The organism is Paraburkholderia sp. Cpub6, assembly GCF_014201065.1.
GTDB classification, from domain to species: Bacteria; Pseudomonadota; Gammaproteobacteria; order Burkholderiales; family Burkholderiaceae; genus Paraburkholderia; species Paraburkholderia tuberum.
Genome location: NZ_JACHDM010000012.1, coordinates 144,305 through 168,557 on the forward strand (window position 1 = coordinate 144,305; position 24,253 = coordinate 168,557).

General features: G+C 64.6%; 19 protein-coding genes and 1 pseudogene. 11 read left to right on the forward strand and 9 right to left on the reverse strand.

Features of this window, described 5'->3' with window-relative positions; translation table 11 throughout:
- Positions 1–212 precede the first annotated feature (212 nt).
- The 7 genes from hutH to hutG all read left to right on the forward strand — a co-directional run bounded on the left by hutH (position 213) and on the right by hutG (position 8,442).
- The gene (gene hutH / locus HDG33_RS21020; protein WP_184032847.1) at positions 213–1,733 is read left to right on the forward strand and encodes a histidine ammonia-lyase; all 1,521 of its coding nucleotides are present in this window, start codon (positions 213–215) and stop codon (positions 1,731–1,733) included.
- Positions 1,734–1,758: 25 nt separating this feature from the next.
- Entirely contained in the window at positions 1,759–2,454 is a 696-nt protein-coding gene (hutC, locus tag HDG33_RS21025) for a histidine utilization repressor (RefSeq protein ID WP_184032849.1), read from the forward strand.
- A gap of 61 nt (positions 2,455–2,515) precedes the next feature.
- Complete coding sequence (gene hutU, locus HDG33_RS21030) at positions 2,516–4,204, forward strand: urocanate hydratase (RefSeq protein ID WP_184032851.1); 1,689 nt, start codon at positions 2,516–2,518, stop codon at positions 4,202–4,204.
- A gap of 8 nt (positions 4,205–4,212) precedes the next feature.
- A complete protein-coding gene (locus tag HDG33_RS21035) occupies positions 4,213–4,863 on the forward strand; it encodes a HutD family protein (protein ID WP_184032853.1) in 651 nt (216 codons plus the stop codon).
- Between the two features lie 84 nt (positions 4,864–4,947).
- A complete protein-coding gene (hutI, locus tag HDG33_RS21040) occupies positions 4,948–6,177 on the forward strand; it encodes an imidazolonepropionase (RefSeq protein WP_184032855.1) in 1,230 nt (409 codons plus the stop codon).
- A 15-nt stretch (positions 6,178–6,192) separates the two neighbouring features.
- The gene (locus tag HDG33_RS21045) at positions 6,193–7,578 is read left to right on the forward strand and encodes a formimidoylglutamate deiminase (protein WP_184032858.1); all 1,386 of its coding nucleotides are present in this window, start codon (positions 6,193–6,195) and stop codon (positions 7,576–7,578) included.
- 51 nt (positions 7,579–7,629) lie between these two features.
- Entirely contained in the window at positions 7,630–8,442 is an 813-nt protein-coding gene (hutG, locus tag HDG33_RS21050) for an N-formylglutamate deformylase (RefSeq protein ID WP_184032869.1), read from the forward strand.
- A gap of 278 nt (positions 8,443–8,720) precedes the next feature.
- On the opposite strand, the gene HDG33_RS37520 is transcribed toward hutG, so the two are convergent.
- Entirely contained in the window at positions 8,721–8,855 is a 135-nt protein-coding gene (locus HDG33_RS37520) for a hypothetical protein (RefSeq protein WP_260330535.1), read from the reverse strand.
- A gap of 342 nt (positions 8,856–9,197) precedes the next feature.
- Here HDG33_RS37520 and HDG33_RS21055 point away from each other — a divergent pair, with 342 nt between their 5' ends.
- Positions 9,198–9,860, forward strand: a complete 663-nt coding sequence (locus HDG33_RS21055; RefSeq protein ID WP_184032871.1) for a hypothetical protein — start codon at positions 9,198–9,200, stop codon at positions 9,858–9,860.
- A 187-nt stretch (positions 9,861–10,047) separates the two neighbouring features.
- Entirely contained in the window at positions 10,048–11,976 is a 1,929-nt protein-coding gene (locus HDG33_RS21060; RefSeq protein ID WP_409259050.1) for a DUF3857 domain-containing transglutaminase family protein, read from the forward strand.
- Positions 11,977–12,034: 58 nt separating this feature from the next.
- On the opposite strand, the gene HDG33_RS21065 is transcribed toward HDG33_RS21060, so the two are convergent.
- From HDG33_RS21065 to glgC, 5 genes are all read right to left on the reverse strand, one after another.
- A complete protein-coding gene (locus HDG33_RS21065) occupies positions 12,035–13,186 on the reverse strand; it encodes a branched-chain amino acid ABC transporter substrate-binding protein (protein ID WP_184032875.1) in 1,152 nt (383 codons plus the stop codon).
- 420 nt (positions 13,187–13,606) lie between these two features.
- Entirely contained in the window at positions 13,607–14,068 is a 462-nt protein-coding gene (locus HDG33_RS21070; RefSeq protein WP_184032879.1) for a hypothetical protein, read from the reverse strand.
- Positions 14,069–14,213: 145 nt separating this feature from the next.
- Positions 14,214–15,080: a pyridoxal kinase PdxY gene (gene pdxY, locus HDG33_RS21075; RefSeq protein WP_184032881.1), complete on the reverse strand. Its 867-nt coding sequence runs from the start codon at positions 15,078–15,080 to the stop codon at positions 14,214–14,216.
- Positions 15,081–15,349: 269 nt separating this feature from the next.
- Positions 15,350–16,810, reverse strand: coding sequence for a glycogen synthase GlgA (glgA, locus tag HDG33_RS21080; RefSeq protein WP_184032883.1), 1,461 nt, complete (start codon positions 16,808–16,810; stop codon positions 15,350–15,352).
- 130 nt (positions 16,811–16,940) lie between these two features.
- Entirely contained in the window at positions 16,941–18,203 is a 1,263-nt protein-coding gene (gene glgC / locus HDG33_RS21085) for a glucose-1-phosphate adenylyltransferase (RefSeq protein WP_184032885.1), read from the reverse strand.
- A 475-nt stretch (positions 18,204–18,678) separates the two neighbouring features.
- Between glgC and HDG33_RS21090 the strand changes: the two genes are divergently transcribed.
- Positions 18,679–19,791, forward strand: a complete 1,113-nt coding sequence (locus tag HDG33_RS21090) for an alpha/beta fold hydrolase (protein ID WP_184032889.1) — start codon at positions 18,679–18,681, stop codon at positions 19,789–19,791.
- A gap of 312 nt (positions 19,792–20,103) precedes the next feature.
- On the opposite strand, the pseudogene HDG33_RS37525 reads toward HDG33_RS21090, so the two are convergent.
- Positions 20,104–21,333: pseudogene (locus HDG33_RS37525) on the reverse strand (acyltransferase family protein).
- A 460-nt stretch (positions 21,334–21,793) separates the two neighbouring features.
- On the reverse strand, positions 21,794–22,726 hold the full coding sequence (locus tag HDG33_RS21105) for a DMT family transporter (RefSeq protein ID WP_184032895.1): 933 nt from the start codon (positions 22,724–22,726) through the stop codon (positions 21,794–21,796).
- Between the two features lie 128 nt (positions 22,727–22,854).
- On the opposite strand from HDG33_RS21105, the gene HDG33_RS21110 reads away from it, so the two are divergent.
- The gene (locus HDG33_RS21110; RefSeq protein WP_184032897.1) at positions 22,855–23,772 is read left to right on the forward strand and encodes a LysR family transcriptional regulator; all 918 of its coding nucleotides are present in this window, start codon (positions 22,855–22,857) and stop codon (positions 23,770–23,772) included.
- A 51-nt stretch (positions 23,773–23,823) separates the two neighbouring features.
- Here the strand turns inward: HDG33_RS21110 and HDG33_RS21115 are convergent, their stop codons facing one another.
- Positions 23,824–24,024, reverse strand: a complete 201-nt coding sequence (locus HDG33_RS21115; RefSeq protein WP_184032899.1) for a hypothetical protein — start codon at positions 24,022–24,024, stop codon at positions 23,824–23,826.
- Positions 24,025–24,253: the final 229 nt, after the last annotated feature.

Sequence of the window (24,253 nt, forward strand, 5' to 3'; positions counted from 1 at the left end):
TGTGGGCTAAATCACGGTGGCCACGCCGACCCATGCGTCCAGGACACGCCGCCTGCGACCTGCCGCCAAACCTGCCGCCAAACCCGCCGCGCTCCCGCCGAGCCACGTGCCAAATAATGGAAATCCCCAGGCACGAAATCTCGAAAAACAAGTTGTATATACAAGGCCCGCCGGCTAGACTTATTTGAACTTGTATAGACAGGACGACAACCATGATTCTGAAGCCCGGCTACCTGAGCCTCCCGCAACTGCGCCAGATCGCGCGTGAGCAGGTCACCCTGCAACTCGATCCCGCGAGCCATGCCGCCATCGACGCGTGCGCGCAGGCCGTCGCCGACATCACCGCCAGGGGCGAGCCGGCTTATGGCATCAATACCGGCTTCGGCCGCCTCGCCAGCACGCACATTCCGCGCGATCAGCTCGAACTGCTGCAACGCAATCTGGTGCTGTCGCACGCGGTCGGCGTCGGCGAGCCGATGTCGCGCCCGGTCGTGCGTCTGTTGATCGCGCTGAAGCTGTCGAGTCTCGGCCGCGGCCACTCGGGCATCCGCCGCGAAGTGATGGAGGCGCTGATCGCGCTGTTCAACGCCGACGTGCTGCCGGTGATCCCGGTCAAGGGCTCGGTCGGCGCATCGGGCGACCTCGCGCCGCTCGCGCATATGTCGGCGACCCTGCTCGGCGTCGGCGAAGTGTTCGCGAAGGGCGAGCGCATGCCGGCCACCGAAGGCCTCGCGCTCGTCGGTCTGAAGCCGCTGACGCTGCAGGCGAAGGAGGGGCTCGCGCTGCTGAACGGCACCCAGGCTTCGACCGCGCTCGCGCTGTACAACATGTTCGCGATCGAAGACCTGTACCGCACGGCGCTCGTCGCCGGCGCGCTATCGGTCGACGCGGCGATGGGCTCGGTCAAGCCGTTCGATGCGCGCATCCAGGAACTGCGCGGCCATCGAGGCCAGATCGACGCGGCCGCGGCTTATCGCTCGCTGCTGCAAGGCTCGGCGATCAACGTGTCGCACGCCGATTGCGACAAGGTGCAGGACCCGTACAGCCTGCGCTGCCAGCCGCAGGTGATGGGCGCGTGTCTCGATCAGATGCGCAATGCCGCCGAAACGCTGCTGATGGAAGCGAACGCGGTTTCCGACAATCCGCTGATTTTCCCGGACACCGGCGAAGTGCTGTCGGGCGGCAACTTCCACGCCGAGCCGGTCGCGTTCGCGGCCGACAACCTGGCGCTCGCCGTGGCGGAAATCGGCGCGCTCGCCGAACGCCGCATCGCACTGCTGATCGACGCGACGCTGTCGGGCCTGCCGCCGTTCCTCGTCAAGGATGGCGGCGTGAACTCCGGCTTCATGATCGCGCATGTGACGGCCGCCGCGCTCGCGTCGGAAAACAAGACGCTCGCGCATCCGGCTTCGGTCGATTCGCTGCCTACGTCCGCGAACCAGGAAGACCACGTGTCGATGGCGACGTTCGCCGCGCGCAAGCTCGGCGATATCGCCGACAACACCGCGAACATCCTGTCGATCGAACTGCTCGCCGCCGCCCAGGGCGTCGATCTGCGCGCGCCGCACAAGACCAGCCCGAGCCTGCAGAAGGTGATGGACCTCGTGCGCAAGGACGTTGCGCACTACGAGCTCGATCACTACTTCGCGCCGGACATCGCGGCGGTCACGAAGCTCGTGCAGGCCGGCGCGGTCGCGAAGCTGAGCCCGTTCTCGTTCGCGTCGGAACAATGAGTCGTCGAGAGCGCGGATCACACCGATGAACGCACCCGCTTATCAGGGCATCAAGGACTTCATCCTCGCGCGCATTCATGCGGGCGAGTGGGCCGAAGGCGACCAGGTGCCCTCCGAAAACGAGCTTGCGCGCGAGTTTAGCGTCGCGCGCATGACGGTCAACCGTGCGTTGCGCGAGTTGACCTCGGAGCAGGTGCTGACACGTGTACAAGGCTCGGGCACTTTCGTCGCCCGTCCCAAGTACGAGTCGACCCTGGTGGCGATCCGCAGCATCTCCGATGAAATCGTTGCGCGCGGTCATCGCTATCAGGCGAGGGTGCTGAACATCGGCGCCAGCATCGCCGATGCGGCGCTCGCCGAAGAGATGCAGGTGAGCGCGGGCAGCCCCGTGTTTCATTCGCGCCTGCTGCATTTCGAAAACGAGGAGCCGGTGCAGCTCGAGGAACGCTGGGTCAATCCGGCCGTCGCACCCGAATACGCGCGGCAGGACTTCACGAACACCACGCCCAACCAGTACCTCGTGCGCGTCGCGCCGCTGCAGCGCGTCGAGTACCGCATCGAGGCGCTCGCCGCCGACGAGATCACGCGCGAGCTGTTGAACATGAGTGAACGCGAGCCGTGTCTGGTGCTGCACCGGCGCACGTGGTCGCAAGGCGAGGTCGCCTCGATCGCGAATCTGTGGCATCCGGGCACCCGTTACCGCTTCACTGGGCATTTCTGAATTCGCTTTTTCGTCTTCGCCGAATCTTTATCGAACCTCTTCACGCATGATTAGGGACACCATGAACAATCCGAAACACATCGATCCGCGTCTCGATCCGACTCGCACGATCCGCGCACCGCACGGCGCGGAAAAGACCTGCAAGACCTGGATCGCGGAAGCCGCGTACCGGATGATCCAGAATAATCTGGACCCCGAAGTCGCCGAGCACCCGCACGCGCTCGTCGTGTACGGCGGCATTGGCCGCGCCGCGCGCAACTGGGATTGCTTCGATCAGATCCTCGCGTCGCTGAAGGACCTGAACGAAGACGAAACGCTGCTGATTCAGTCGGGCAAGCCGGTCGGCGTGTTCCGCACCCATGCGGACGCGCCGCGCGTGCTGCTCGCGAACTCGAACCTCGTGCCGCACTGGGCGACGTGGGAACACTTTCACGAACTCGACCGCAAGGGCCTGATGATGTACGGCCAGATGACCGCGGGCAGCTGGATCTACATCGGCAGCCAGGGCATCGTCCAGGGCACCTACGAGACCTTCTTCGCGGTCGCGAACCAGCACTTCAACGGTGACCCGACGGGCCGCTGGATTCTGACCGGCGGTCTCGGCGGCATGGGCGGCGCGCAGCCGCTCGCGGCGACGATGGCGGGCTTCTCGATGATCGCGGTCGAATGCGACGAGACGCGCATCGACTTCCGTCTGAAGACGCGCTACGTCGACAAGAAGGCGAAGACGCTCGACGAGGCGCTCGCGATGCTCGACGAAGCGAAGCGCGCGGGCAAGCCGATCTCGGTCGGCCTGCTCGGCAATGCCGCCGACGTGTTCGCCGAGTGCGTCGCGCGCGGCATCACGCCGGACTGCGTGACCGACCAGACGAGCGCGCACGATCCGATTCACGGCTACCTGCCGCAGGGCTGGACGGTCGGAGACTGGCGCGAGCGCATGATGACCGCGCCGGAAAGCATCGTCACGCCGGCCAAGCAGTCGATGGCCACGCAGGTGCAGGCGATGCTGACGCTGCAGGAACGCGGCGCGGCAACGCTCGACTACGGCAACAACATTCGCCAGATGGCGCTCGAAATGGGCGTGGAAAACGCGTTCGATTTCCCGGGCTTCGTGCCGGCGTATATCCGGCCGCTGTTCTGCGAAGGCAAGGGCCCGTTCCGCTGGGTCGCGCTGTCGGGCGATCCCGAGGACATCTACAAGACCGATGCGAAGGTGAAGGAACTGATCCCCGACGATCCGCATCTGCACAACTGGCTCGACATGGCGCGCGAGCGCATCGCGTTCCAGGGTCTGCCGGCGCGGATCTGCTGGGTCGGCGTGAAGGATCGCTATCGGCTCGGCCAGGCGTTCAACGAAATGGTCAGGAACGGCGAGCTGAAGGCGCCGATCGTGATCGGCCGCGATCACCTCGATACCGGTTCGGTCGCGAGCCCGAACCGCGAAACCGAATCGATGAAGGACGGCTCGGACGCGGTCAGCGACTGGCCGTTGCTGAACGCGCTGCTGAACACGGCGGGCGGTGCGTCGTGGGTGTCGTTGCATCACGGCGGCGGCGTCGGCATGGGCTTCTCGCAGCACGCGGGCGTCGTGATCGTCGCGGACGGCACGCAAGCCGCGCACCAGCGCCTCGGCCGCGTGCTGTTGAACGATCCGGCCACCGGCGTGATGCGGCACGCGGATGCGGGCTATGAACTCGCGCAGCAGACGGCGCGCGAGGCCGGTCTGAATCTGCCGATGCTGGGCCGCTGATCCTGACCATGGCCAACCACGCGGGCGGCATGGCAGGCGTCACGCTGATTCGCGGCGCCGACCTCGTGGCGGCGCCGTGGAAAAACGGCGGCGGGTTCACGCGTGAGGTCGCGGCGTTTCCGTCGCACGGCGGCGGGCAGCGCGCGGCGAGCGCCGACTTCGTGTGGCGCGTGAGCGTCGCCGAGGTTGCGCAGGCGGGACCGTTCTCGCGCTTCGACGGCGTCGACCGGACGCTGGTGTTGCTGTCTGGCGCGGGCATGCTGCTCGATGAGCTGGGCGATGCGGGCGTCGCCTCGACGCATGTGTTGCGGCAGCCGCTCGACATCGCGCGCTTCGATGGCGCGACGCGCATCGACGCGCGGCTCGTCGACGGCGCGACGCGCGACTTCAACCTGATGGTGCGGCGCGACGTGGCGCAGGGCGAGTTGGACGTGTGGCGCGCTGGCACGCGGCAGGATGCGCCGCGCGTGCTCGACGGCGACGTGGCGCTGCTGTTTTGCGCGGGCGGCGCGGTCACGGTCGGACTGGCGGCGGACCACGCGCAAGCCGTGCGGCTCGACACCGGCGACACGCTGCGCGTCGACGGGCCAAACGCGCTCGCTTGTACGCTGACGGGCGACGGCGCGGTGCTCGCGATCACGATCCGCTACACGCGATGACGAATCAACCGTGATTGGGCCTCACATGCGCTCCATCGCGGACAACCCATCCACAGACACGCAACGAGCGGCAAAGAGCACGCGATGAAGCAAACCGTCTGGCATCACCTGAATTTGTGCCCGCAGGGCGATCCTCGCCACACGCTCGCCGATGCCGCGATTGCGGTCGACGGCGGCCGTATCGCGTGGCTCGGCGCTTTCGCCGATTTACCCACGCCCTATGCCGCATGGCCGCGCGAAGATCTGCGCGGCGCATGGGTGACGCCGGGCCTGATCGATTGCCATACGCACCTCGTGTACGGCGGCCAGCGCGCCGACGAATTCGCGCAGCGGCTCGCGGGCGTCAGCTACGAAGCAATCGCGCGACAGGGCGGCGGCATCGTGTCGACGGTGCGCGCGACGCGCGCCGCGGACGAAGCGTCGCTGTTCACGCAAGCGGCCGCGCGGCTCGAACCGCTGCTCGCCGAAGGCGTGACGGCGATCGAAATCAAATCGGGCTACGGCCTCGATCTCGCGAGCGAGCGCAAGATGCTGCGCGTCGCGCGGCAACTCGGCGAGCGCTATCCGGTCACGGTCTATACGACGTTTCTCGGCGCGCACGCGTTGCCACCTGAATTCGCGGGCCGAGCGGACGCGTATATCGACGAAGTCTGCAACACGATGCTGCCCGCGCTCGCGGACGAAGGCCTCGTCGATGCGGTCGACGTGTTCTGCGAGCGCATCGGTTTTTCGCTGGAACAGAGCGAGCGCGTGTTCAACGCGGCCGCGCGCTACGAGCTGCCGGTCAAGATGCACGCCGAGCAGTTGTCGAACGGCGGCGGCACCGCGCTCGCGGCACGGCATCGCGCGCTGTCGGCGGATCACCTGGAGTTTCTCGACGAAGCCGGCGTCGCCGCGATGAAGGAAGCGGGCACCGTCGCGGTGCTGCTGCCGGGCGCGTACTACTTCATCCGCGAGACCCAGTTGCCGCCGCTCGAACTGCTGCGGCGCTACGAGGTACCGATCGCGATCTCGACCGACAGCAACCCGGGCACCTCACCGGCGACTTCGTTACTGCTGATGATGAACATGGCGAGCACGCTGTTTCGCATGACCGTGCCCGAGGTGCTGCAAGGCGTCACCACGCACGCTGCGCGCGCGCTCGGCAAGAGCGATCGGCACGGTGCGCTGCAGGTCGGTCGCGCGGCCGACTTCGCGGTGTGGTCGGTCGATTCGCTGGCGGAGCTCGCTTACTGGATTGGCCGGCCGCTCTGCGCGCGCGTCGTGCGCGCGGGCGAAACCGTTTATACGCGGCGCGAGTCGCGTGTGACCTGAACTAGAACCTGAGAGATGACGCAATCCAATCAATCGCTGTTCGCCGCTGACGCGTATCTGCCTGAGGGCTGGCGTCGCAACGTGCTGCTCGAATGGGACGCTCACGGCACGCTGAGCGCGGTCACGACGGATCGACCCGAGGCGCCGGCGGGTGTGCCGAAGGCGGCGGGCCCGCTGATGCCAGGCATGCCGAATCTTCACTCGCACGCGTTCCAGCGCGCGATGGCGGGGCTCACCGAATATCGCGCCAACGCGACGGATAACTTCTGGTCGTGGCGCGACCTGATGTATCGCTTTGCCGCGCGCATCACGCCGGAAGGCCTCGCGAGCGTCGCGCAGTGGCTCTACATCGAGATGCTGAAGGCGGGCTATACGTCGGTGTGCGAGTTCCACTACGTGCACCACGCGCAGGACGGCCAGCGCTACGCGAATCAGGCCGAGCTTGCGCAACGCGTGGTGGACGCGGCATCGGCGAGCGGTATCGGCATCACGATGCTGCCGGTGCTGTATCAGTACAGCGGCTTCGGCGCGCGCGCGCCGCGCGACGATCAGCGGCGCTTCATCAATACGCCTGAGAGCCTGCTCGATCTGCTCGGCACGCTACGCGCCGCGCGCCCCGAACATGCGGCGCTGCGTTACGGCGTGGCGCCGCATTCGCTGCGCGCGGTATCGGAGGCGTCGCTGCGCACGTTGCTCGGCGGCATCGACGCAACCGTGCCTGTCCACATCCATATCGCCGAACAGACCGCCGAGGTCGACGCGTGCCTCGAAACCGAAGGCACGCGGCCGGTGCAATGGCTGCTCGATCGTTTCGATGTGGACAGCCGCTGGTGTCTCGTGCACGCGACCCACGTCGATGCGAACGAAACGCTCGCGCTCGCGAAGAGCGGCGCGGTCGCGGGTTTGTGTCTGACCACCGAGGCCAATCTCGGCGACGGCATTTTTCCCGCGCAAGACTATCTCGACGCGCACGGCCGCATCGGCGTCGGCTCGGATAGCCATGTCGGCGTCGATTGGCGCGCCGAGTTGCGTCTGCTCGAATACGGCCAGCGTCTGACGCGCCGGCAGCGCAACGTGCTGGCGTCGGCGCAAGCTCCGCATGTCGCGGATCGTCTGTACGCGGCCGCGCTCGGCGGCGGCGCGCGTGCGACCGGCCGCACGGTCGGCGCGTTGCAGCCGGGCCATCGCGCGGACTGGCTCGTGCTCGACGCCGACCATACGAGCATCGCCGGGCATGAGCGCGAGGCGTGGCTGTCAGGCGTCGTATTCTGCGAGCACGGCGATACGCCGATCCGCGACGTCTACGCGGGCGGCGTCAAGGTCGTCGACGATCGCCGGCATCGCGACGAAGAGGGCGCATATGTGCGCTATCGCGCGGCGCTCGCGGAACTGCTCAAATAACGGCCATGACCCGCCGAACTGATTCGCCGATCCTACTGATTCCGGACTGACATGACTGCTTCGAACCTCACGCCGGTTTTCTCGCTGCATCAGGGAAGCCTGCCGCTGCTGATCTCGATCCCGCATCTGGGCACGCAAATCCCCGCCGACATCGCCGTGACGATGACTCCGGTCGCGCAACGCACCGACGATTGCGACTGGCATCTCGATCGCCTGTATGCATTCGCGAAGCGCCTCGGCGCGTCGATCCTGACGCCGACCTACGCGCGCTACGTGGTCGACCTGAACCGTCCTCCCGACGGCGCGAACCTGTACCCGGGGCAGGACACTACGGGTCTGCTGCCGGTCGACACGTTCGACAGGGAGCCGCTCTATCGCGACGGCCATCTGCCCGACGACGCCGAAATCGCGCGCCGTCGCGACGCCTACTGGAAGCCGTATCACGACGCGCTGACCGGCGAGCTCGCGGCGCTGAAGGCGAAGCACGGCATGGTGCTGCTGTGGGAAGCGCATTCGATCCGCTCGCGCGTGCCGCGTTTTTTCGACGGACGTCTGCCGGATTTCAACTTCGGCACGTCGAACGGGGCGAGCGCCGCGCCGGGCCTGGCTGACGAACTGGCCGCGCTGGTCGGGCGTCACGGCGGCTATACGGCGATCGCGAATGGCCGCTTCAAGGGCGGCTATATCACGCGGCAATACGGGCAGCCCGAGCAGGGCGTGCATGCGGTGCAACTCGAGCTGTCGCAGATCACCTACATGGAAGAGCGCCTGCCTTATGCATACGATGAAGACCTCGCCGCGAAGGTCGCGCCACTGCTCGAAGCGCTGGTAACGACGGCTCTCGCTCGCGTGAAATCCGCCTGAAGCTTGTATTCCTTTCTCACCACGCGGATCACGATTGCTGCAAGAACGCGCGGCATCGCGGTCCGCGTCGGCCTGCATCGGTCAGCGTATCGCGAAGGTGTAACAGCATGTGTCCGTGATTGCGTGCGGGCGCGTTCGTATGGAATGGTTTGAGCGTCGAGCGCGCACAGCGTATCGTGCGCCGGCTGTTTCAAGACGCGGCGCGCCATGAAAAAAAGCCCCGCGAAAACGGGGCTTTTTGATGTGCACCGCGTCCATCGGACACGGTTTCACCGCCATTAGTGGCAGCGCTTTTCCCAATGATGATGCACGTGCACCTTATGGCACTCGTGGTGATGCTCATTGGCCTGAGCGGGGGCGATCGCGCTCAGGGTGGCGACGGCTGCGGCGATGGCGAGAACGATTTTCTTCATTACAAAACCCTTAAGTCAGTGTTGTGGAGCAAGCCATGCAGCACGACGCGTGCCGCATCGGCGTGTAAGCATGCCACATCAAGCGGCCGCGGATAGGACCGGCGCGCGAATACGTGTGTCAATGCAACACGCGATGTGTCGTCAGCCCTGTTTTAACGCGCTTTGCGCTGAATTGGCCGGTGCGTACCGTGTCAAATGTGTACCTTCGACATCTGGGCCCCACCGCACGCAAAGCGGCATAGCGGCATTGCACGCGACACCGCGAGACGACGACCCTTTCAAAACGATGACATGCGCCACGCGGTCATCGATTCATCAGGCGAAAAGATGGAAGACCCAGCGATGGAAGATTCCGACGAATTGCTGCTGCCAGTCTGGCGCGCGAACCTGGTGTTGCTGACCAGCGAGGTCGGCGCCGCGAGCCGGCTCGCGCGCATGATGACGTTTTCCGCGAGCTACCTGAAGCTGATGCTGTCCGGGCAACGCGAATTCAGCGAGGAATTCGTGCGCGGCGTCGAGGCCGTCACCGGTTTGCCGGGCGGCTGGATGAACGTGCCGCATACCGGTCACGAGATTCCGGCGAATGCGCGCGAGGCGATCGACAACGAGCAGCCCCTCGCGCGCTTTCGGGGCACCGCGCATCCGGTGCGCAAGAAGACGGTGTTGCGGCCCGAGCCGATTTTTGGGCAGCCGCCGCCCGCGCGACGCCTCGAGGAAGAAACGCTCGATGTCGAAGCACACCGCCGTCATGCGCATTTTCGCAAGGTGCGCGATCTCGCGACGCAGGAAGTGCGGCGCTTCGAGCGGCATCTGCTGCACGCGCCGGTGGAACTCGCATCAATGCGAGCGAAGGTCGAGGACGTGATGGCCGCGGCCGAACTCGACGACCGCATTCAAGCCGACCTGGAGGGCCGGCTGGAACAGATCGACAAGCACCGCCACATGCTGCTGCGGCACGTGGAAAAACTGCAGGCGCTGCTGAGCCAGCTCGACGACGGCGAGTGAAGACGATCGACGCCGGCCGCTGCGTCGCGGGTGCGCCGGTGACTTCAATGCCGCTCGAGCTCGACGCGGCAACGCCGACCCCGGCCCGAAACGCACGGGTCGGCGATGTGCTACAACGACGACACGAACCTGGCCGAGGTGGATCTTGGGGAACGTCGTCGTCACGTTGGCGCACACGTCGATCGCGATGATCGGGCTCGCGTGCCGCGTGCGCGGCGTGCGCGCCGCGGCGTTGCTTGCCGCGCTATCCGCCGCGAGCGGCATCGCCTTACCCCTTTGCGCGGCAGCCGGCGAAATCGCCACCTCCACCAACGAACGTGCCCCTGCGACGATCGAGCGCGACGTCCATTTGTTCGTGATCCAGAAGGACGGTTCCATCGAGGAACACGACGACACGCTGATGCGCGCGGACACGGCCAGCGGCGTCGACGAGATCGCGCAACGCTACGTGTGGTTCAACAAGGACATCGAGCAGGTGCAACAGTTGGCCGCCGACACGATCGACCCCGACGGCACCGCGCATGCGGTCGGTCCCGAGGCGATCCGCGACGTGCAGGAGCCGCGCTCGTCCGGCGCGCCGAGCTTCGAGGACGGTGTGTTGCGCACCGTGATCTTCCCCGGCGTCACGATCGGCTCGCGCGTGCACCTGGCATTTCGCAAGACCCGCGCGAAGCCGCTGCAAGCGGGCACCTTCGCCTATCTGGTCGAGCCGTCGCTCCAGCCCGTCGACGAGCAGCGTCTGATCTTCGACCTTCCCGCCGACGTGCCGCTCTATGCGGACTCGCGCGGCTACGTCGCGATGCCGCCCGTCACCGCGAACGGCCGCACGCGCTACGAGTTCGACTACCGGCACGGCACCTATGTGCGGCTCGAAGCGGGCGCGGTCGGCTACGCGAACTGGGGCGACCGGCTGATGGTGTCGACGGTGCCGGACTTCGCGAGCTTCGCCGCGCGCTATCGCGGTCCCGCCGAGAACGACGCGACCCGCGACGATCCCGCGATCATCGGTCTCGCACAGCAACTGACGGCCGGCCTTACCGATCCCCGCGACAAAGCCCGCGCGCTGTACGACTGGATGCGTCTGAACATCCGCTACGTCGCGCTTTTTCTCGGCGAGACGGCGGCGATTCCGCACAAGGCGGCCGACATCCTGCGCAACCGCTATGGCGACTGCAAGGACCACGTCGCGCTATACGGCGCGCTGCTCGCGGCCGCCGGCATTCGCAGCGAGCCGGTGCTGCTCAATCTCGGTCCGTACTATACGTTGCCCGAGGTCCCCGGCTACGGCGCGAGCGCGATCAATCACGCGATCATCTGGATTCCCGGGCTGGCGCAATTCGCGGACACGACGGCGGGCGGCACCGCGTTCGGCTATCTGCCTGGCGGCGTCATGGACCGGCCGGTGCTGCTCGTCGACGACGGCGTGCTCGCGCGCACGCCGGCCACTCAACGGCGCGAACGCAAGGCGCGCGTGCAGATCGACATCGACGAAAACGGCACCGCACATTATGCGTACCGCGTCGAGGATCAGGGCTATACCGCGGAGCTCGAACGCAACACGTTCCGCCGCGCGACGCGCCAGGGCGCGCAGCAGCTTGCCGCCAGGCGTCTGCTGCAAACGGGCTTGCACGGCTCCGCGCAATTGCAGACCGACGACGTCGCCGTGACCGGCGGTCCGTTCGCGACGACGATGCAGGGCAGCGTGCCGCATCTGATCTGGCCGGACGGCACGACCGCCGTGCGGGCGCTCACGAGCCTCGCCGGCGGCATGGGCTCGCAGGTCGAGGCGTGGCTCGCGGAGCCCGTCAGAACGCAGCCGTGGGCGTGCATCGGCGGGGAATTCGATGAAACGCTGGAAATGAGCTTGCCGCGCTTCGTGCGCGTGACGGACCTGCCGACCGACAACACGGTCGAGGACCCGTTGCTCACGTTTGCGTCGCACTACGTCTTCGATCCGGCGACGCGCACGTTGCAGGTCAACCGGCATCTGCGCGCCGCGTTCGGCCATCAGATGTGTACGCCAAACGAATTCGCGGCGATTCGCGACGACCTCGTGCGCATCGAGCGCGATCTCGATGCCGAGGTGGTCGTCCGGGCGGCGAGCGCGTGGCAGTAGCGCGCCCCGCGCCGGCCACGCGCCGGGCAGGGCCGCGACGATCTACCGGACGTGGAGCTTAGGTGCCGCTCTTCGTCACGACCGGCACCCACGCGCCGTTCTTCACCTGATACAGCGTCGACGCGCCGCTCTTCAACGCGCCGGTGCTGTCGAACGAGATCTTGCCGGTCACGCCGTCATAGTCGATCGACTTGAGCGCCGGACGGTACACGGTCGGCGAGTCGGATTTGGCCTGCTGCATTGCCTTGATCGCGACCCACGCGCCGTCGTAGCCGAACGGCGCATAGGACAGCACGTCCGCGCCGAAGCGCTTCTTGAACTTCGCGTTGAAGTCCTTGCCACCCGGCAGTTGCGCGAGCGGGCGGCCGTATTCCCAGGCCATCGCGCCGTCGGACGCATCGCCCGCGAGCTTGATGAAGTCCTCGTCCATCACGCCGCCGCCGCCGACCAGCTGTGCGTTCAGGCCGAGCTGCTTCATGCGCCGCGCGAAGCCCGCCGCCTGGCTGTCGAGGCCGGCGAAGAACACGAGGTCCGCATTGGCGCCCTTGAACTTGGTGATCTGCGTGCTGAAGTCGACCGCGTGGTTGTCGGTGTAGTCGCGCGCGACGATGTTGCCGCCGTGCGCCTTCACGGCCTTCTCGAACTCGTCGGCTTCGCCCTGGCCGAACGCGGTGCGATCGTCGATGATCGCGATGCGCCTGGCCTTCGTCACCTCGACGGCATAGGCGCCCGCATTGCCGGCGTTCTGCGCGTCGGTCGAAATCACCATGAAGGTGTTCGCGAAGCCGCGGCCCGTGATGATCGGATTCGTCGCGGCGGGATCGAGCACCGGAATGCCAGCCTGCTCGTAGACCTGCGAGGCCGGGATCGTCGTGCCCGAGTTGAAGTGGCCGACGACCACCGCGACGCCCGAGTCGACCAGCTTCTGCGCGGCCTGCACGCCGACGCGCGGGTCGGCCTGGTCGTCCTGCGAGACGATCTCGAAATGCGCGACCTTGTCGCCGATCTTGATCTTCTGCGCGTTGGCTTCGTCGATCGCGAGCCGCACACCGTTTTCCAGATCCTTGCCGTAGCCGGCATTGGCGCCCGTCAGCGGCGCGGCAAAACCGATCTTGACCGGCAGGTCGTCGGCGAAACTGGCAACAGGCGCGACGGCAAACATCGCACCCACGAGCATGGCCAGCGGTTTCAGCGTGTTGCGAAGACTCATGGTCTCTCCTTGCATCGACGGTAGTTATGAAAGCGGTACGACAGCAAAGCGGTACGACACGTGAGGCCGAGGCAAGCCCTCGCGCATCGCAAGACTACGAAGGATCGCTCGCCGCTCACAATGCTGGAATACGCGCACCGGCGTTGAGCCTCGCAGCGTGTTCGCGACGTCAATCTGGGGCGAATATAGAAAGCCAAATTGCCGTCGTCTTGGCAATTCGTGGCGTTTTGGATGAGCATTTCGGCATAGGCGGCAACAGGTGCCTGTGGTGCACATGGAGCGTGCGTGAGGCATGCAAGCTGGCTTGCCGTGCGAAGGTCCGCCTGGGCTGCGGATTACGGCATATGCTTAAGAAGCCGGCGCGAGCGCGCCGGCCGGTGTTGCGGTGTTGCGTTGTCGGAGGAGATTCGAGCCTTTTGCCTAGCGCTCGCCTTGCTGGCGCAGCAGCTCTTCACGCAGACGCAAAAGCGGCGCCTTCGTGTCGTCGTCGGCCCACGTGTCGAGATCGTCGATCGCGCGCTGGCAGCCGTCGAGCACCACGTCGAGATCGACCGGCACGCCGTTGTTCAGCGCGAATTCGATCGTCTCGGCGAACTGCTGGCAGTCGTCCTCGCCGTACGAGATGTCGAGATTGTCGGCGATGATTTCGGCGATGTTGCTGCGTGCCTTGTCGTCGGCCGTCACCATGTCGACGATGCCGCGCGCGACGGCGGCCGAGTAGTAGAGCGCGATATCGAGCCATTGCGCGGGATCGAAGTCGGGCTGGTCGAACTGGTTCTCGAAGAACTCGATCGCTTCCTGTTCGTGCGCTTCGTCCGCGTCGACGCTGATGCACAACTGCTCAAAAAATTCTTCCCGCTCGCTGCGGATATGACCGTCCATCGAATGCCTCGTCTGCTGAATGCCGGATGCTAAAAATGCCGTGGCGCGAGGGCGCAAGCCCTGGTCCACGCGGCACGCATTATAGGACGGCCGCCAGCAGGGTGCTGGCGAGGGCGCTCGGCAACGAGCGACCTGCCTAGGTTATCTAAGCCGTTTCCGCGACCCACGCATCGAACCACTCGCGCGGCTGGGCGATTTCGTTTTGCATCGCCACCAGTTCGAGTTCATAGCGTCCGGCCTGCCAGGTCGCCTTGACAACCGCGTTGACCGCGGCGAGCGTGTGCTCGAAGGCCGAGCGGATCGAATCGCCGAGCAGCGTGCGCGCGACGAAGACCGCGCTCGTCAGATCGCCGACGCCGACCGGCTGGCGCGCGAACGGATAGAGCGGACGCTGTCCCATCCACGCTTCGCGCTCAGTGACGACGAGCATGTTGAAGCGGTCGGCGGGGCTGTTGCGATCGAGCAGATGCTTGACGAGCACGAGCTTCGGCCCACGCGCGAGCAGCTCGCGGCACGCGGTGACGGCTTCCTCGAATGTCTCGATCTCGCGACCGACGAGGCGCTGCAATTCGATGTGATTCGGCGCGATCCCGTCGGCGATCTCCGGCATCTCGCGCACGAGGAATTCCTGGATGCCCGGCTCGACCTTGTAGCCTCCCGCGGCGCTCATCACCGGATCGCAGAAGTACCAGGCGCGCGGATTGGCGGCCTTCACCGCCTTGACGATTTCGATCACCGCCTGCGCCTGTTCCTTCGTGCCGAGATAGCCGGAGACCACTGCGTCGCAGCGCGGCAGCATGCCGATCGCGCCGATGCTGTCGACGAGATCTTCCATCTGCGATGCGTCGATCGCGCTGCCGCTCCAATGCCCGTATTGCGTGTGATTCGAGAGCTGCACGGTGTTGAGCGGCCACACGTTGACGCCGAGCCGGCACATCGGAAACACGGCCGCGCTGTTGCCGGCGTGACCGAACACGACATGGGACTGGATGCTCAGAACGTTTTTCGTCATGGTAAGGCTCGCGCAACCGGTCATGCGCGATCAACAAAACACTGGAAGAGGAGGCTCGCGCGGGCGGGCCGATGGCCCGGGCGCCGTGCGGCAGACATGCCTGATACAGATGGTGCAGGAAAAACGCACGAACTGCATAGCCGGCAAGCCAGCAAACGATACAGGAGTTTGACAGCCGCGAGTTGATCCGTCCCCGTGCTGTTGCGCCGAACCATCAAACGCGCGTGAAGATTAACGAAAGCTGACAGTTCAGCGTGCGGCCGGATGCTTCAGACGAGCTCGCGATACAAGGCCAGATAGCGGTCGGCCGACGCGCCCCAGCCGAAGTCCTGGCGCATCGCGCGCCGCTGCGTGGCCTTCCATTCGGTGCGGCGTCCGTACAGCGCGAACGCGCGGCGGATCGCCGAGGCGAGTCCCTTCGGATCGAAGCGTTCGAACACGAAGCCGGTGGCGAAATCGTCGGCGAGGTTTTCGAGCGATGCGTCGGCGACCGTATCCGCGAGACCGCCGATGCAGTGCACGAGCGGCAGCGACCCGTAGGCGAGCGCATAGAGCTGGGTGAGCCCGCACGGCTCGAAGCGCGACGGCACCGCGACCACGTCGCTGCCGGCGATGATCGTATGCGCGAGGGTTTCGTCGAAGCCGAGCTCGACCGCGACCGATTCCGGATGCGCCTGCGCGACCATCCTGAGGCCATTCTCGAGCGCCGGATCGCCGGTGCCGAACACGACCAGTTGCCCGCCGCGCTTGACGATCTCGGGCACCGCGCCGAGCAGCAGATCGAGGCCTTTCTGCTCGGTCAGCCGGCTGACGACGCCGAACAGCAGCGCGTCGCTTCTCTGCGCGAGGCCGAAGCGCTTTTGCAGCGCTTCCTTGCAGGCGAGCTTGCCCGCCAGTCTCGACGCGCTGTAGTGCGTCGCGAGCAGCGTATCGGTGGCGGGATTCCACACCGTGTAGTCGACGCCGTTCAGGATGCCGCTCAGATCGTGCGCGCGATGGCGCAGCAGTGCATCGAGCCCGCCGCCGTGCGCGAGCGTCTGGATTTCGCGCGCATAGGTCGGGCTGACGGTCGTGATGCGCTCGGCGTAGTAGAGCCCCGCCTTCAGGAACGACAACTGACCATAAAACTCGACGCCGTGCATGTTGAAGAAATCGTGCGGCAGGCCGAGCAGGCCGAACTGATGCGCGGGAAAAATCCCCTGGTAGGCGAGGTTGTGGATCGTGAACACGCTGCGCGCGGGCGCGCGGCCGTGCTCGCGTTCGGCGGCCTTCAGGTAGGCGGGCGCGAGCCCCGCGTGCCAGTCGTGCGCGTGGACGATCTGCGGCGACCACGTCGGGTCCGTTTGCTGCGCGAGTTGCGCGGCGACCCAGCCGAGCAGCGCAAAACGCTGCGCGTTGTCGCCGTACGGCACGTGTTCGTCGTTCAGATACGGGTTGCCGGGGCGATCGTACAGCGACGCGGCGCGGATCACGTAGACGGCGAGCCCGTTGGTGGGCAGCGTGCCGCGTTCGAGCGTCACGTTCGGCGCGCCAAAGCGGCTGCCCAGTTGCGCGACCGGCTGCAGATCGCGCAGGCCGGCGAGCACGGCCGGAAAGCCCGGCAGCAGCACGCGCACGTCGGCGCCGCGCTCGATCAACGCGGACGGCAGCGCGCCCGCGACGTCGGCGAGACCGCCCGTTTTGAGGAGGGGATACAGCTCGCTTGCGACGTGCAGGGCGCGAATCGTCATAGGCCGGGTCTCTGTCGGGGTGGCAGGGTTGCTCGGGGTCGGCAAATAGTCAGTGGTGGTTCGGGCGAAGCCAGGCGACGCCTGGCCGGCGGCGCGTGGCCGCCGGCGCGGGCAGGCGGCGGGCGCGCTACTACGGATGCTCGCGCAACGCCTCCTGCGTGACCAGCACGACGCCTTCGTCGGTGCGATAGAAGCGCTCGGCGTCGCGCGCCGGGTCTTCGCCGATCACCGTGCCTTCCGGAATCGTGCAGCCACGGTCGATCACGACCTTCTGCAGACGGCAACTCGCGCCGACCGTGACCTGCGGCAATAACACTGCCTCATTGATATTACAGAACGAACTCACTTTCACGTTCGAAGACAGCACCGAGCGCGAAATCTGCGAGCCCGAGATCACGCAGCCGCCGCAGACGATCAGATTGTTGCCGGAGCCCTGCAACCCCTTCATGTCGCGTACGAACTTCGCGGGCGGCAGCTGCTCCTGGTATGTCCAGATCGGCCATGACTCGTCGTACAGGTCGAGCGTCGGTATCGTCGACGCGAGATCGAGGTTCGCGGCCCAGTACGCGTCGATCGTGCCGACGTCGCGCCAGTACGGCTCGACGCTCGGGTCCGACGACACGCACGACATGCTGAACGGATGCGCGATCGCCACGCCCTGCGTGACGACGCGCGGCAGGATGTCCTTGCCGAAGTCGTGATCGGTATCGATCGCGGCGATGTTCTCTTCGAGCTGCGTGTACAGGTAGTCGGCGCTGAACACGTAGATGCCCATGCTCGCGAGCGCCGTGTCGGGGCGACCGGGTATCGCAGGCGGGTCGGCCGGTTTTTCGACGAAGCCGGTCACGTGGCGATTTTCGTCGACGGCCATCACGCCGAACGCGACCGCTTCCATGCGCGGCACCTCGATGCAGCCGACCGTGCAGTCGGCGCCGCTGTCCGCGTGATCGGCGATCATGCGCGTGTAGTCCATCTTGTAGATGTGGTCGCCCGCGAGCACGACCACATACTTCGGGCGGATCGAGCGGATGATGTCGAGGTTCTGGAACACCGCGTCGGCGGTGCCGCGATACCAGTGCGCGCCTTCGACGCGCTGCTGCGCGGGCCACAGGTCGATGAACTCGCCCATCTCGCCGCGCAGGAAGCTCCAGCCGCGCTGCAGATGCCGCAGCAGCGAATGCGCCTTGTACTGCGTGACCACCGCGATGCGGCGGATGCCGGAATTCAGGCAATTGGACAGCGCGAAGTCGATGATCCGGTATTTGCCGCCGAAGTGCACCGCCGGCTTCACGCGCTTATTCGTGAGCGGTCCGAGCCGGGTACCGCGTCCGCCGGCGAGGACGATCGCGAGGGTAGTGCGCTGTAAGTCGTTCAGCCGTGCCGGAGTATTCATATTTGTCTCCTGTCGATCGGAATGAGCCCTTCAGCACTCGCTCCGACCTCATGCAAGATGGTTGCTTGATTGATATACCCCCGGGATGATCTGGTCGCTTCCTCTGCGCTGATGATTCGGGCTGCCTGGCAGTCGTGCCGCATTGCCGTTCTTCGCTGCCTGTTTTCGCGGGTCCGTCAGTCAGTTCTAGCACCGATTGGACGCGAGCGAATAATGTTTATTGCGGCGGCCGCGTGGCGGACCATCCTCAAACGATCGCCTGTTACGGCGCGTTTTTCGGTGCGGCGCAACACATTGGCCACGAGGTCGTGTCCGGACGATGCTTGAGCCCAGAACGCGCAATATGCATGCCATCTCGCCGCGGCCGTGGGCCGTGCCTGCAGTGCGCGACTGGCGGCGGAGTTCGGCGGCACATCGTAGAATCGTGCGCTCCCTGCCTCGTGCATCCCTATTGCGTTTTTTGCAGAGCATCCCGATGAATCTTCACCGCCCATTCCTGCTTGCCCTGTCGAGGGTCTGCGCCTGCGCCATGTTGTGCGCGGCGTCCGTCGCGGTGGCCGCGACGCCGGCGGGCGTGCCGGTCAGCGAGGCGAGCCCGGCCGTCGCGAGCGCCGCGGCCGCGTCTTCCCTCGACGATTCCGGCCCGGCCTACGGTCCGGAGCTGCAGGGCTTCAGCTACCCGGCGCCGGTCGAACGCTTCGAATTCACGTCACAGGGCGTGCCTTTGCAGATGGCCTACATGGACGTGAAGCCCGCGCATGCGAACGGCCGCACCGTGGTGTTGCTGCACGGCAAGAATTTCTGTTCGCCGACGTGGGACGCGACGATTCGCCGGCTGAGCGATGCCGGCTATCGCGTGATCGCACCGGACCAGATCGGCTTTTGCAAATCGAGCAAGCCCGAGCATTATCAGTACAGCTTCCAGCAACTCGCGCGCAATACGCATGCGCTGCTCGATTCGCTCGGCGTCAGCGAGGTGACGGTGGTCGGTCATTCGACGGGTGGCATGCTCGCCGTCCGCTATGCGCTGATGTATCCGCGCGAAACGCAGCAACTGGTGCTCGTGAACCCGATCGGACTCGAGGACTGGAAGGCGAAGGGCGTGCCGTCGCTGTCGGTCGACCAGTGGTATCAGCGGGAGCTGAAGACCACCGCGGACGGCATCCGCCGCTACGAGCAGGCGACCTATTACGCGGGGCAATGGCGCGCGGACTACGAACCGTGGGTGCAGATGCTCGCGGGCATGTATCGTGGGCCGGGCAAGCAGATCGTCGCGTGGAATTCCGCGCTGCTCTACGACATGATTTACACCCAGCCGGTTTTTTATGAGCTCGGCCAGCTCAGCATGCCGACGCTGCTGCTGATCGGTCAGAAGGACACGACGGCGATTGGTAAGGATGCGGCGCCGCCCGAGGTGCGTGCGAAGATTGGCCGTTACCCGGAACTCGGCAAAGAGGCTGCAAAAGCGATTCCGCACGCGACCTTGATTGAATTCCCGGAACTCGGGCATGCGCCGCAGATGCAGGATCCGAAGGCGTTTCATAAGGCGCTGTTGGACTGGTTGGCAGCGGCGCCGGAAAACCGTTGATCGATCACGTGGGTTTCTGTCCCGCCGCAATACTCCTGCGTCGCTCTCGGTTAAGCGAAGCTGCCTGGGGCTATTTTGCGGTCCAGCGCGATGTTTCGGAGAGGGCCGCCTGCGGACAGGCGGTAGTCGGGCAGGAACTGTCCGTCACGTAGCTCGCTAACCTGAAACCCAATGGCGGTTTGCCGCCATTGACCGGTCGCTTGTGCGGCGACGATTCACGTTGCTCGGACTGTCGCGTGACTGGCAAGATGAGGATTTCAACCCGCAGACATATAGCCTGCAGCAAGACATGCGCAAGCTGGGGCTTCTCTGTCAGTCCCGCGCAGACGGGCGCCTGCTTGCGCCGCTTGGTGACTTGCCAGTGGTAGACCCGCGCGAAAACTGTTCCTTGCTCGCTGCGTAGAAGATCCGGCCGAGGCGTTCCCCAGGCGGTTCGACATAACGGCGCGAGAGCGCTGCCACGAAGATCGTTGTGCAAAGGGCGACAACGGTGAGAACGAGCAGAGACGCCAACGGATGCGCGCGTACCTGTATCGGTCCGAAACCCTCGACGACTAGCGGCGTCAACGCGAACAGAAGGGGGAAATGCAGCACATAGACGCTGTAGGAGATTTCGCCGATAAATGCGAACGGCCTGGCTTCAAGTGCCTGCATCGACCTTCCGCTGTGATACAGGCAATATACGGCGACGAACGCGACCAGCATCTCGATGTTCTCGGCAGCTTTCATGTCTATACCGAGCCTGTCCGCGGGCATCTGCGAGAACAACAGCGCAATCAATGCGATGGTAGCTGTGGTGCGGTATGGAACATCGCCCGCGCGCGGCAGGAAAGGAATGGCGGCGCCGAGTCCGAAGGCTAACGCATAATGCATACAAAACACCCGCGGGATCGGTAACAGGGCCAATAGGGAAACACAAGCGAGTAACGCCCACCGCTTGCGTGGATGCCGGGCAAGCAGATAGATAACTGGAAATGCGAGAGAGTAGAACAGCTCGACACGCAAGGTCCAAAGCGGCCCGTTCAGGTGTACGTAGAGCCCCAGCATGGAGAGCGCGATGAGTTTTGCAGTGGGCGGCGAAGGGTACGCTTGCCACGCTCCCCACGCGCTATAAAGCCCAGAGTCCAACGCCTGCGGGGATCGAATCAAATGTCAGAGACATAGCGTCAGGACAATTGAAGCCCATAAGGCTGGGTAGATCCTGAAAAAGCGCCGCACATAGAACTTTTTAACCGGCGGCGCCTGTTGCGTTGGTTCATTTGACAGCGACACTGCAAGCACGCATGCGCTCAACACGAAAAACATCTGAACGGCGCCCGAAGCATTGAACAAGCCGCCAATGAATCGATACGAAGAGAGGATTGAACGATCGTTGGCAAAAAGGCGCGGCCAGTCAAGGATGCTCCACACGTGCGCCATAACAACGATCAGGCATGCGATACCGCGCAACGAAGTGAACACTTCGATATTCTTCCGCGCGTTGGCGGGACGGACTGACACGACGGCGTTAGTCATAGCCAGGACCTGGCCTCCACATAGCATGCCCTTGTTATATTGTTTGCGGTCGATCCGACCGAGGGATTCCACGAAGCTCACCCAAGGATAAGACGATAGGTCAGACACGAATGCCGGATCGTCAAAAACACCCTACGGATTGGCGTATTCAAACGATTGGCGCATTCAACAGGAGGCTTATCAGGCAATGACCGCTGTTCGCGAAGTTGCGACCTTGCCGTCGCGGGCCGGACCTCCATAACAGGTCGAACGAGGCGGATGGCCCTTCTTTCCGACGGTCGCTGAACTGTATGAGAGGCTTTCTATAAGGCGGATATGGCTGTTGCGCGTCCGAACTGGCTTTCACAACCACAAAGGCCCGATTGGTCGGCCCGAGTTACACAGCCGAGCCACGGAGCGGGATACAACGATGCGGCCGGCCGTAGTCGCCTTGGTAGCGGTCATTCGAAGCCTCAGGTCGAACGGCTGCTTGCGACCTAAAGACAGGCTAACCGTCGACCAAAGTGGCGGGATGCATTTCAAGCGCCGCGTTGGCGTCCCTTTTAAACGGAACCGCCGCCAGCACCGATGCAAGTACCATCAGACCTCCGCCAAACCATGCCCAGCCAGAAAGATGCTCACCGAGCCATACGTATGCGAATAGCGCACCGAACGCGGGCTCGCTTCCCATCAGCAAAGCGACGCGCGTTGGGTTGCTGCGCTTGACGGCGAAGTTCTGTGCGAAGAAAGCGAACAACGTACAGGCGAGCACGAGGTAAGCGATGCTCGCCCAGAATTCACCGTGCCCACTGAGCGGCGGCAGCGCATCCCAATGTTGTGACGGCAACACGAGCGCCGCCAGGACACTGCCCAATGCAACGACGCCTGCCTGGACCGCCGTCACCGACAGCGCAGCAAGTTCCGATTCGCGCATCACACGCTTGGTCACGCACACCATCAGCGCACGCAGTAACGCCGCAAGAAGAATCAGCGCGTCGCCCGCGGTCGGAATGATCACGCCTCCGTTCACGAACGCGGCGCCCGTCAGCGACAGGCCCACGGCGATCCATTCGCCACTCGACGGCTTTCGTCGTAGCAACACCCATTCGACCAGCGGCGTAAGCGCGACACACAGACTGATAAGGAACGCCGCATTCGACGCGCGTGTGTGCACTATCCCGAAAGTCTCGGCCAAAAAGATGCTGAGCAGGATTGCACTGGAGCCGAGCGCACCCAGCAAGGCGGACGCTTTGACGTGTCGGAGCGAGCGCAACGCCGGCGACAACACGAGGAACGTCAGCCCGAAGCGCAACGCCAGCAGACCGAGCACGGGATAGATCGTGAGCGCGCCTTTCACGACCCCATAACTCGTGCCCCACACCATCGCGACCGCAAGCAGCATCAGGTCGGATATCCACAACGCGCTCTTTTGCTTCGACATGACGGACCTTCTGTTTTCATTCGAACGGCCCAAATTGTCGGGTATTGCATTGACAAATATAATCCGGGTCAGCGGAACATCTTTTATGTTTGAGATGCACAAATAACTGTGCGCGTGCGAGGGTCGCGATGAATCCCAATGAACTCTTTGCGTTGCTACCCGACATGGCGACGTTTGCGAGGGTCGTCGACGCCGGCAACTTCTCCATTGCCGCGCGGCAACTGGGCAGTACACCGTCGACTGTCAGTCGGCAGATCAAGCGCCTTGAGGATTCGCTTGGCACGCGGTTGCTTGAGCGCTCGACCCGTAGCATCCGTTTGACGGATTCAGGCGCGCAGATCTACCGGTATTGCCGGGATATGGTCGGCGCAGCGTCGGGCGCCGTCGACGTCGCTGGACAAGTGACGGGTGATCCGCGAGGCAAGGTCAGCATCAGTGCGCCGATTTCATTTGCGAGATCTGTCATCCATCCGCTTGTTCCCGAATTTCTGCGCATGTGGCCCGACGTGGATGTCCATCTGGTCTTCGCCGACCACGAAGTCGATCCGCTACGTGACGATGTCGATATGGTGATCCGACTCACGCGTTCGCCTCCGCTAGGCCTTGCTGCCCGGCGACTTGGAGCGGTCAAATGGGTTCTATGCGCGTCACCTGCCTATCTCGCGGAACGGGGGACACCGGCCAAGCCGCACGACCTTGCTCGGCATGCATGCATGTATCTAGGGGAGACGGTCGACGACAATCGATGGCATTTCCGCCGCGACTCTGAGACACAGTCGGTCGAAGTGAAGGGGCGATACATCGCCAATGATGCGGGCGCGCGATTGGATGCTGCGCTGCATGGCCTGGGCATTGCGAGCTTGCCCGATTTTGCTGCCGCGCAGGCGATTTCGAGGGGCGACATTGTCCGGGTGCTGACCGACTGGGAATTCGAGGCCCGTACATATATGGGACCGGTCTGGCTGCTTTATCCGTCGAGTCGTTTTTTACCGTCTCGAGCACGTGCGCTCATCGATTACCTGGTGAGCCAGCTTCACGACAGGTAGGCTGCCACACCGACGGCATCAGGCGCGCAGGGCTGCGCGCCTCCTTTGCTGTCAGCCGTGGTAGAAGCCGTCGGTGATCGAGTTTTGCAGCACGCCGTCGACATAGACGCCGACAGGGTCGCCATCAGCGGACGTGAGGATCGAGCCGATGTGCTGGCCGGGTAGTTTCATCCGGCCACCTTGGATTTTGGTCATCTCCTGGTGATCAAGTTCTGCAGAGTTCTGGATGTCGTCGATGGTCAGCGTATTCATGATGTGTCTCCTTGAACGAGAGGGTTGTAGAAACATTTAAGCGGCCGGCTGCTTGCAGCACACAACGCACATGTCATGCCATCCGGGCGTGATCTGCGCGGAGCGCGCATCCCCCGGTGAATCGCGATGATGCCAGTTTGGGCGCCACCATCACTTAGCCAAACGAAGTTGGAAAATCGCTGACATGGCCTTGTTTTCCTTCTCCTGCACGTACTTCAGGTCTGCCTGC

Excerpts from the sequence above, each read along its gene's own strand:
- HDG33_RS21070 (WP_184032879.1), bottom strand. The coding sequence starts at position 14,068 with ATGGACGGTCATATCCGCAGCGAGCGGGAAGAATTTTTTGAGCAGTTG.
- HDG33_RS21105 (WP_184032895.1), bottom strand. The coding sequence starts at position 22,726 with ATGTCGAAGCAAAAGAGCGCGTTGTGGATATCCGACCTGATGCTGCTT.
- HDG33_RS21065 (WP_184032875.1), bottom strand. The coding sequence starts at position 13,186 with ATGAGTCTTCGCAACACGCTGAAACCGCTGGCCATGCTCGTGGGTGCG.
- hutG (WP_184032869.1), top strand. The coding sequence starts at position 7,630 with ATGACTGCTTCGAACCTCACGCCGGTTTTCTCGCTGCATCAGGGAAGC.
- HDG33_RS21045 (WP_184032858.1), top strand. The coding sequence starts at position 6,193 with ATGACGCAATCCAATCAATCGCTGTTCGCCGCTGACGCGTATCTGCCT.
- hutC (WP_184032849.1), top strand. The coding sequence starts at position 1,759 with ATGAACGCACCCGCTTATCAGGGCATCAAGGACTTCATCCTCGCGCGC.
- HDG33_RS21060 (WP_409259050.1), top strand. The coding sequence starts at position 10,048 with ATGATCGGGCTCGCGTGCCGCGTGCGCGGCGTGCGCGCCGCGGCGTTG.
- HDG33_RS21055 (WP_184032871.1), top strand. The coding sequence starts at position 9,198 with ATGGAAGATTCCGACGAATTGCTGCTGCCAGTCTGGCGCGCGAACCTG.
- hutU (WP_184032851.1), top strand. The coding sequence starts at position 2,516 with ATGAACAATCCGAAACACATCGATCCGCGTCTCGATCCGACTCGCACG.
- hutH (WP_184032847.1), top strand. The coding sequence starts at position 213 with ATGATTCTGAAGCCCGGCTACCTGAGCCTCCCGCAACTGCGCCAGATC.
- glgC (WP_184032885.1), bottom strand. The coding sequence starts at position 18,203 with ATGAATACTCCGGCACGGCTGAACGACTTACAGCGCACTACCCTCGCG.
- pdxY (WP_184032881.1), bottom strand. The coding sequence starts at position 15,080 with ATGACGAAAAACGTTCTGAGCATCCAGTCCCATGTCGTGTTCGGTCAC.
- HDG33_RS21090 (WP_184032889.1), top strand. The coding sequence starts at position 18,679 with ATGAATCTTCACCGCCCATTCCTGCTTGCCCTGTCGAGGGTCTGCGCC.
- HDG33_RS37520 (WP_260330535.1), bottom strand. The coding sequence starts at position 8,855 with ATGAAGAAAATCGTTCTCGCCATCGCCGCAGCCGTCGCCACCCTGAGC.
- glgA (WP_184032883.1), bottom strand. The coding sequence starts at position 16,810 with ATGACGATTCGCGCCCTGCACGTCGCAAGCGAGCTGTATCCCCTCCTC.
- HDG33_RS21110 (WP_184032897.1), top strand. The coding sequence starts at position 22,855 with ATGAATCCCAATGAACTCTTTGCGTTGCTACCCGACATGGCGACGTTT.
- HDG33_RS21115 (WP_184032899.1), bottom strand. The coding sequence starts at position 24,024 with ATGAATACGCTGACCATCGACGACATCCAGAACTCTGCAGAACTTGAT.
- hutI (WP_184032855.1), top strand. The coding sequence starts at position 4,948 with ATGAAGCAAACCGTCTGGCATCACCTGAATTTGTGCCCGCAGGGCGAT.
- HDG33_RS21035 (WP_184032853.1), top strand. The coding sequence starts at position 4,213 with ATGGCCAACCACGCGGGCGGCATGGCAGGCGTCACGCTGATTCGCGGC.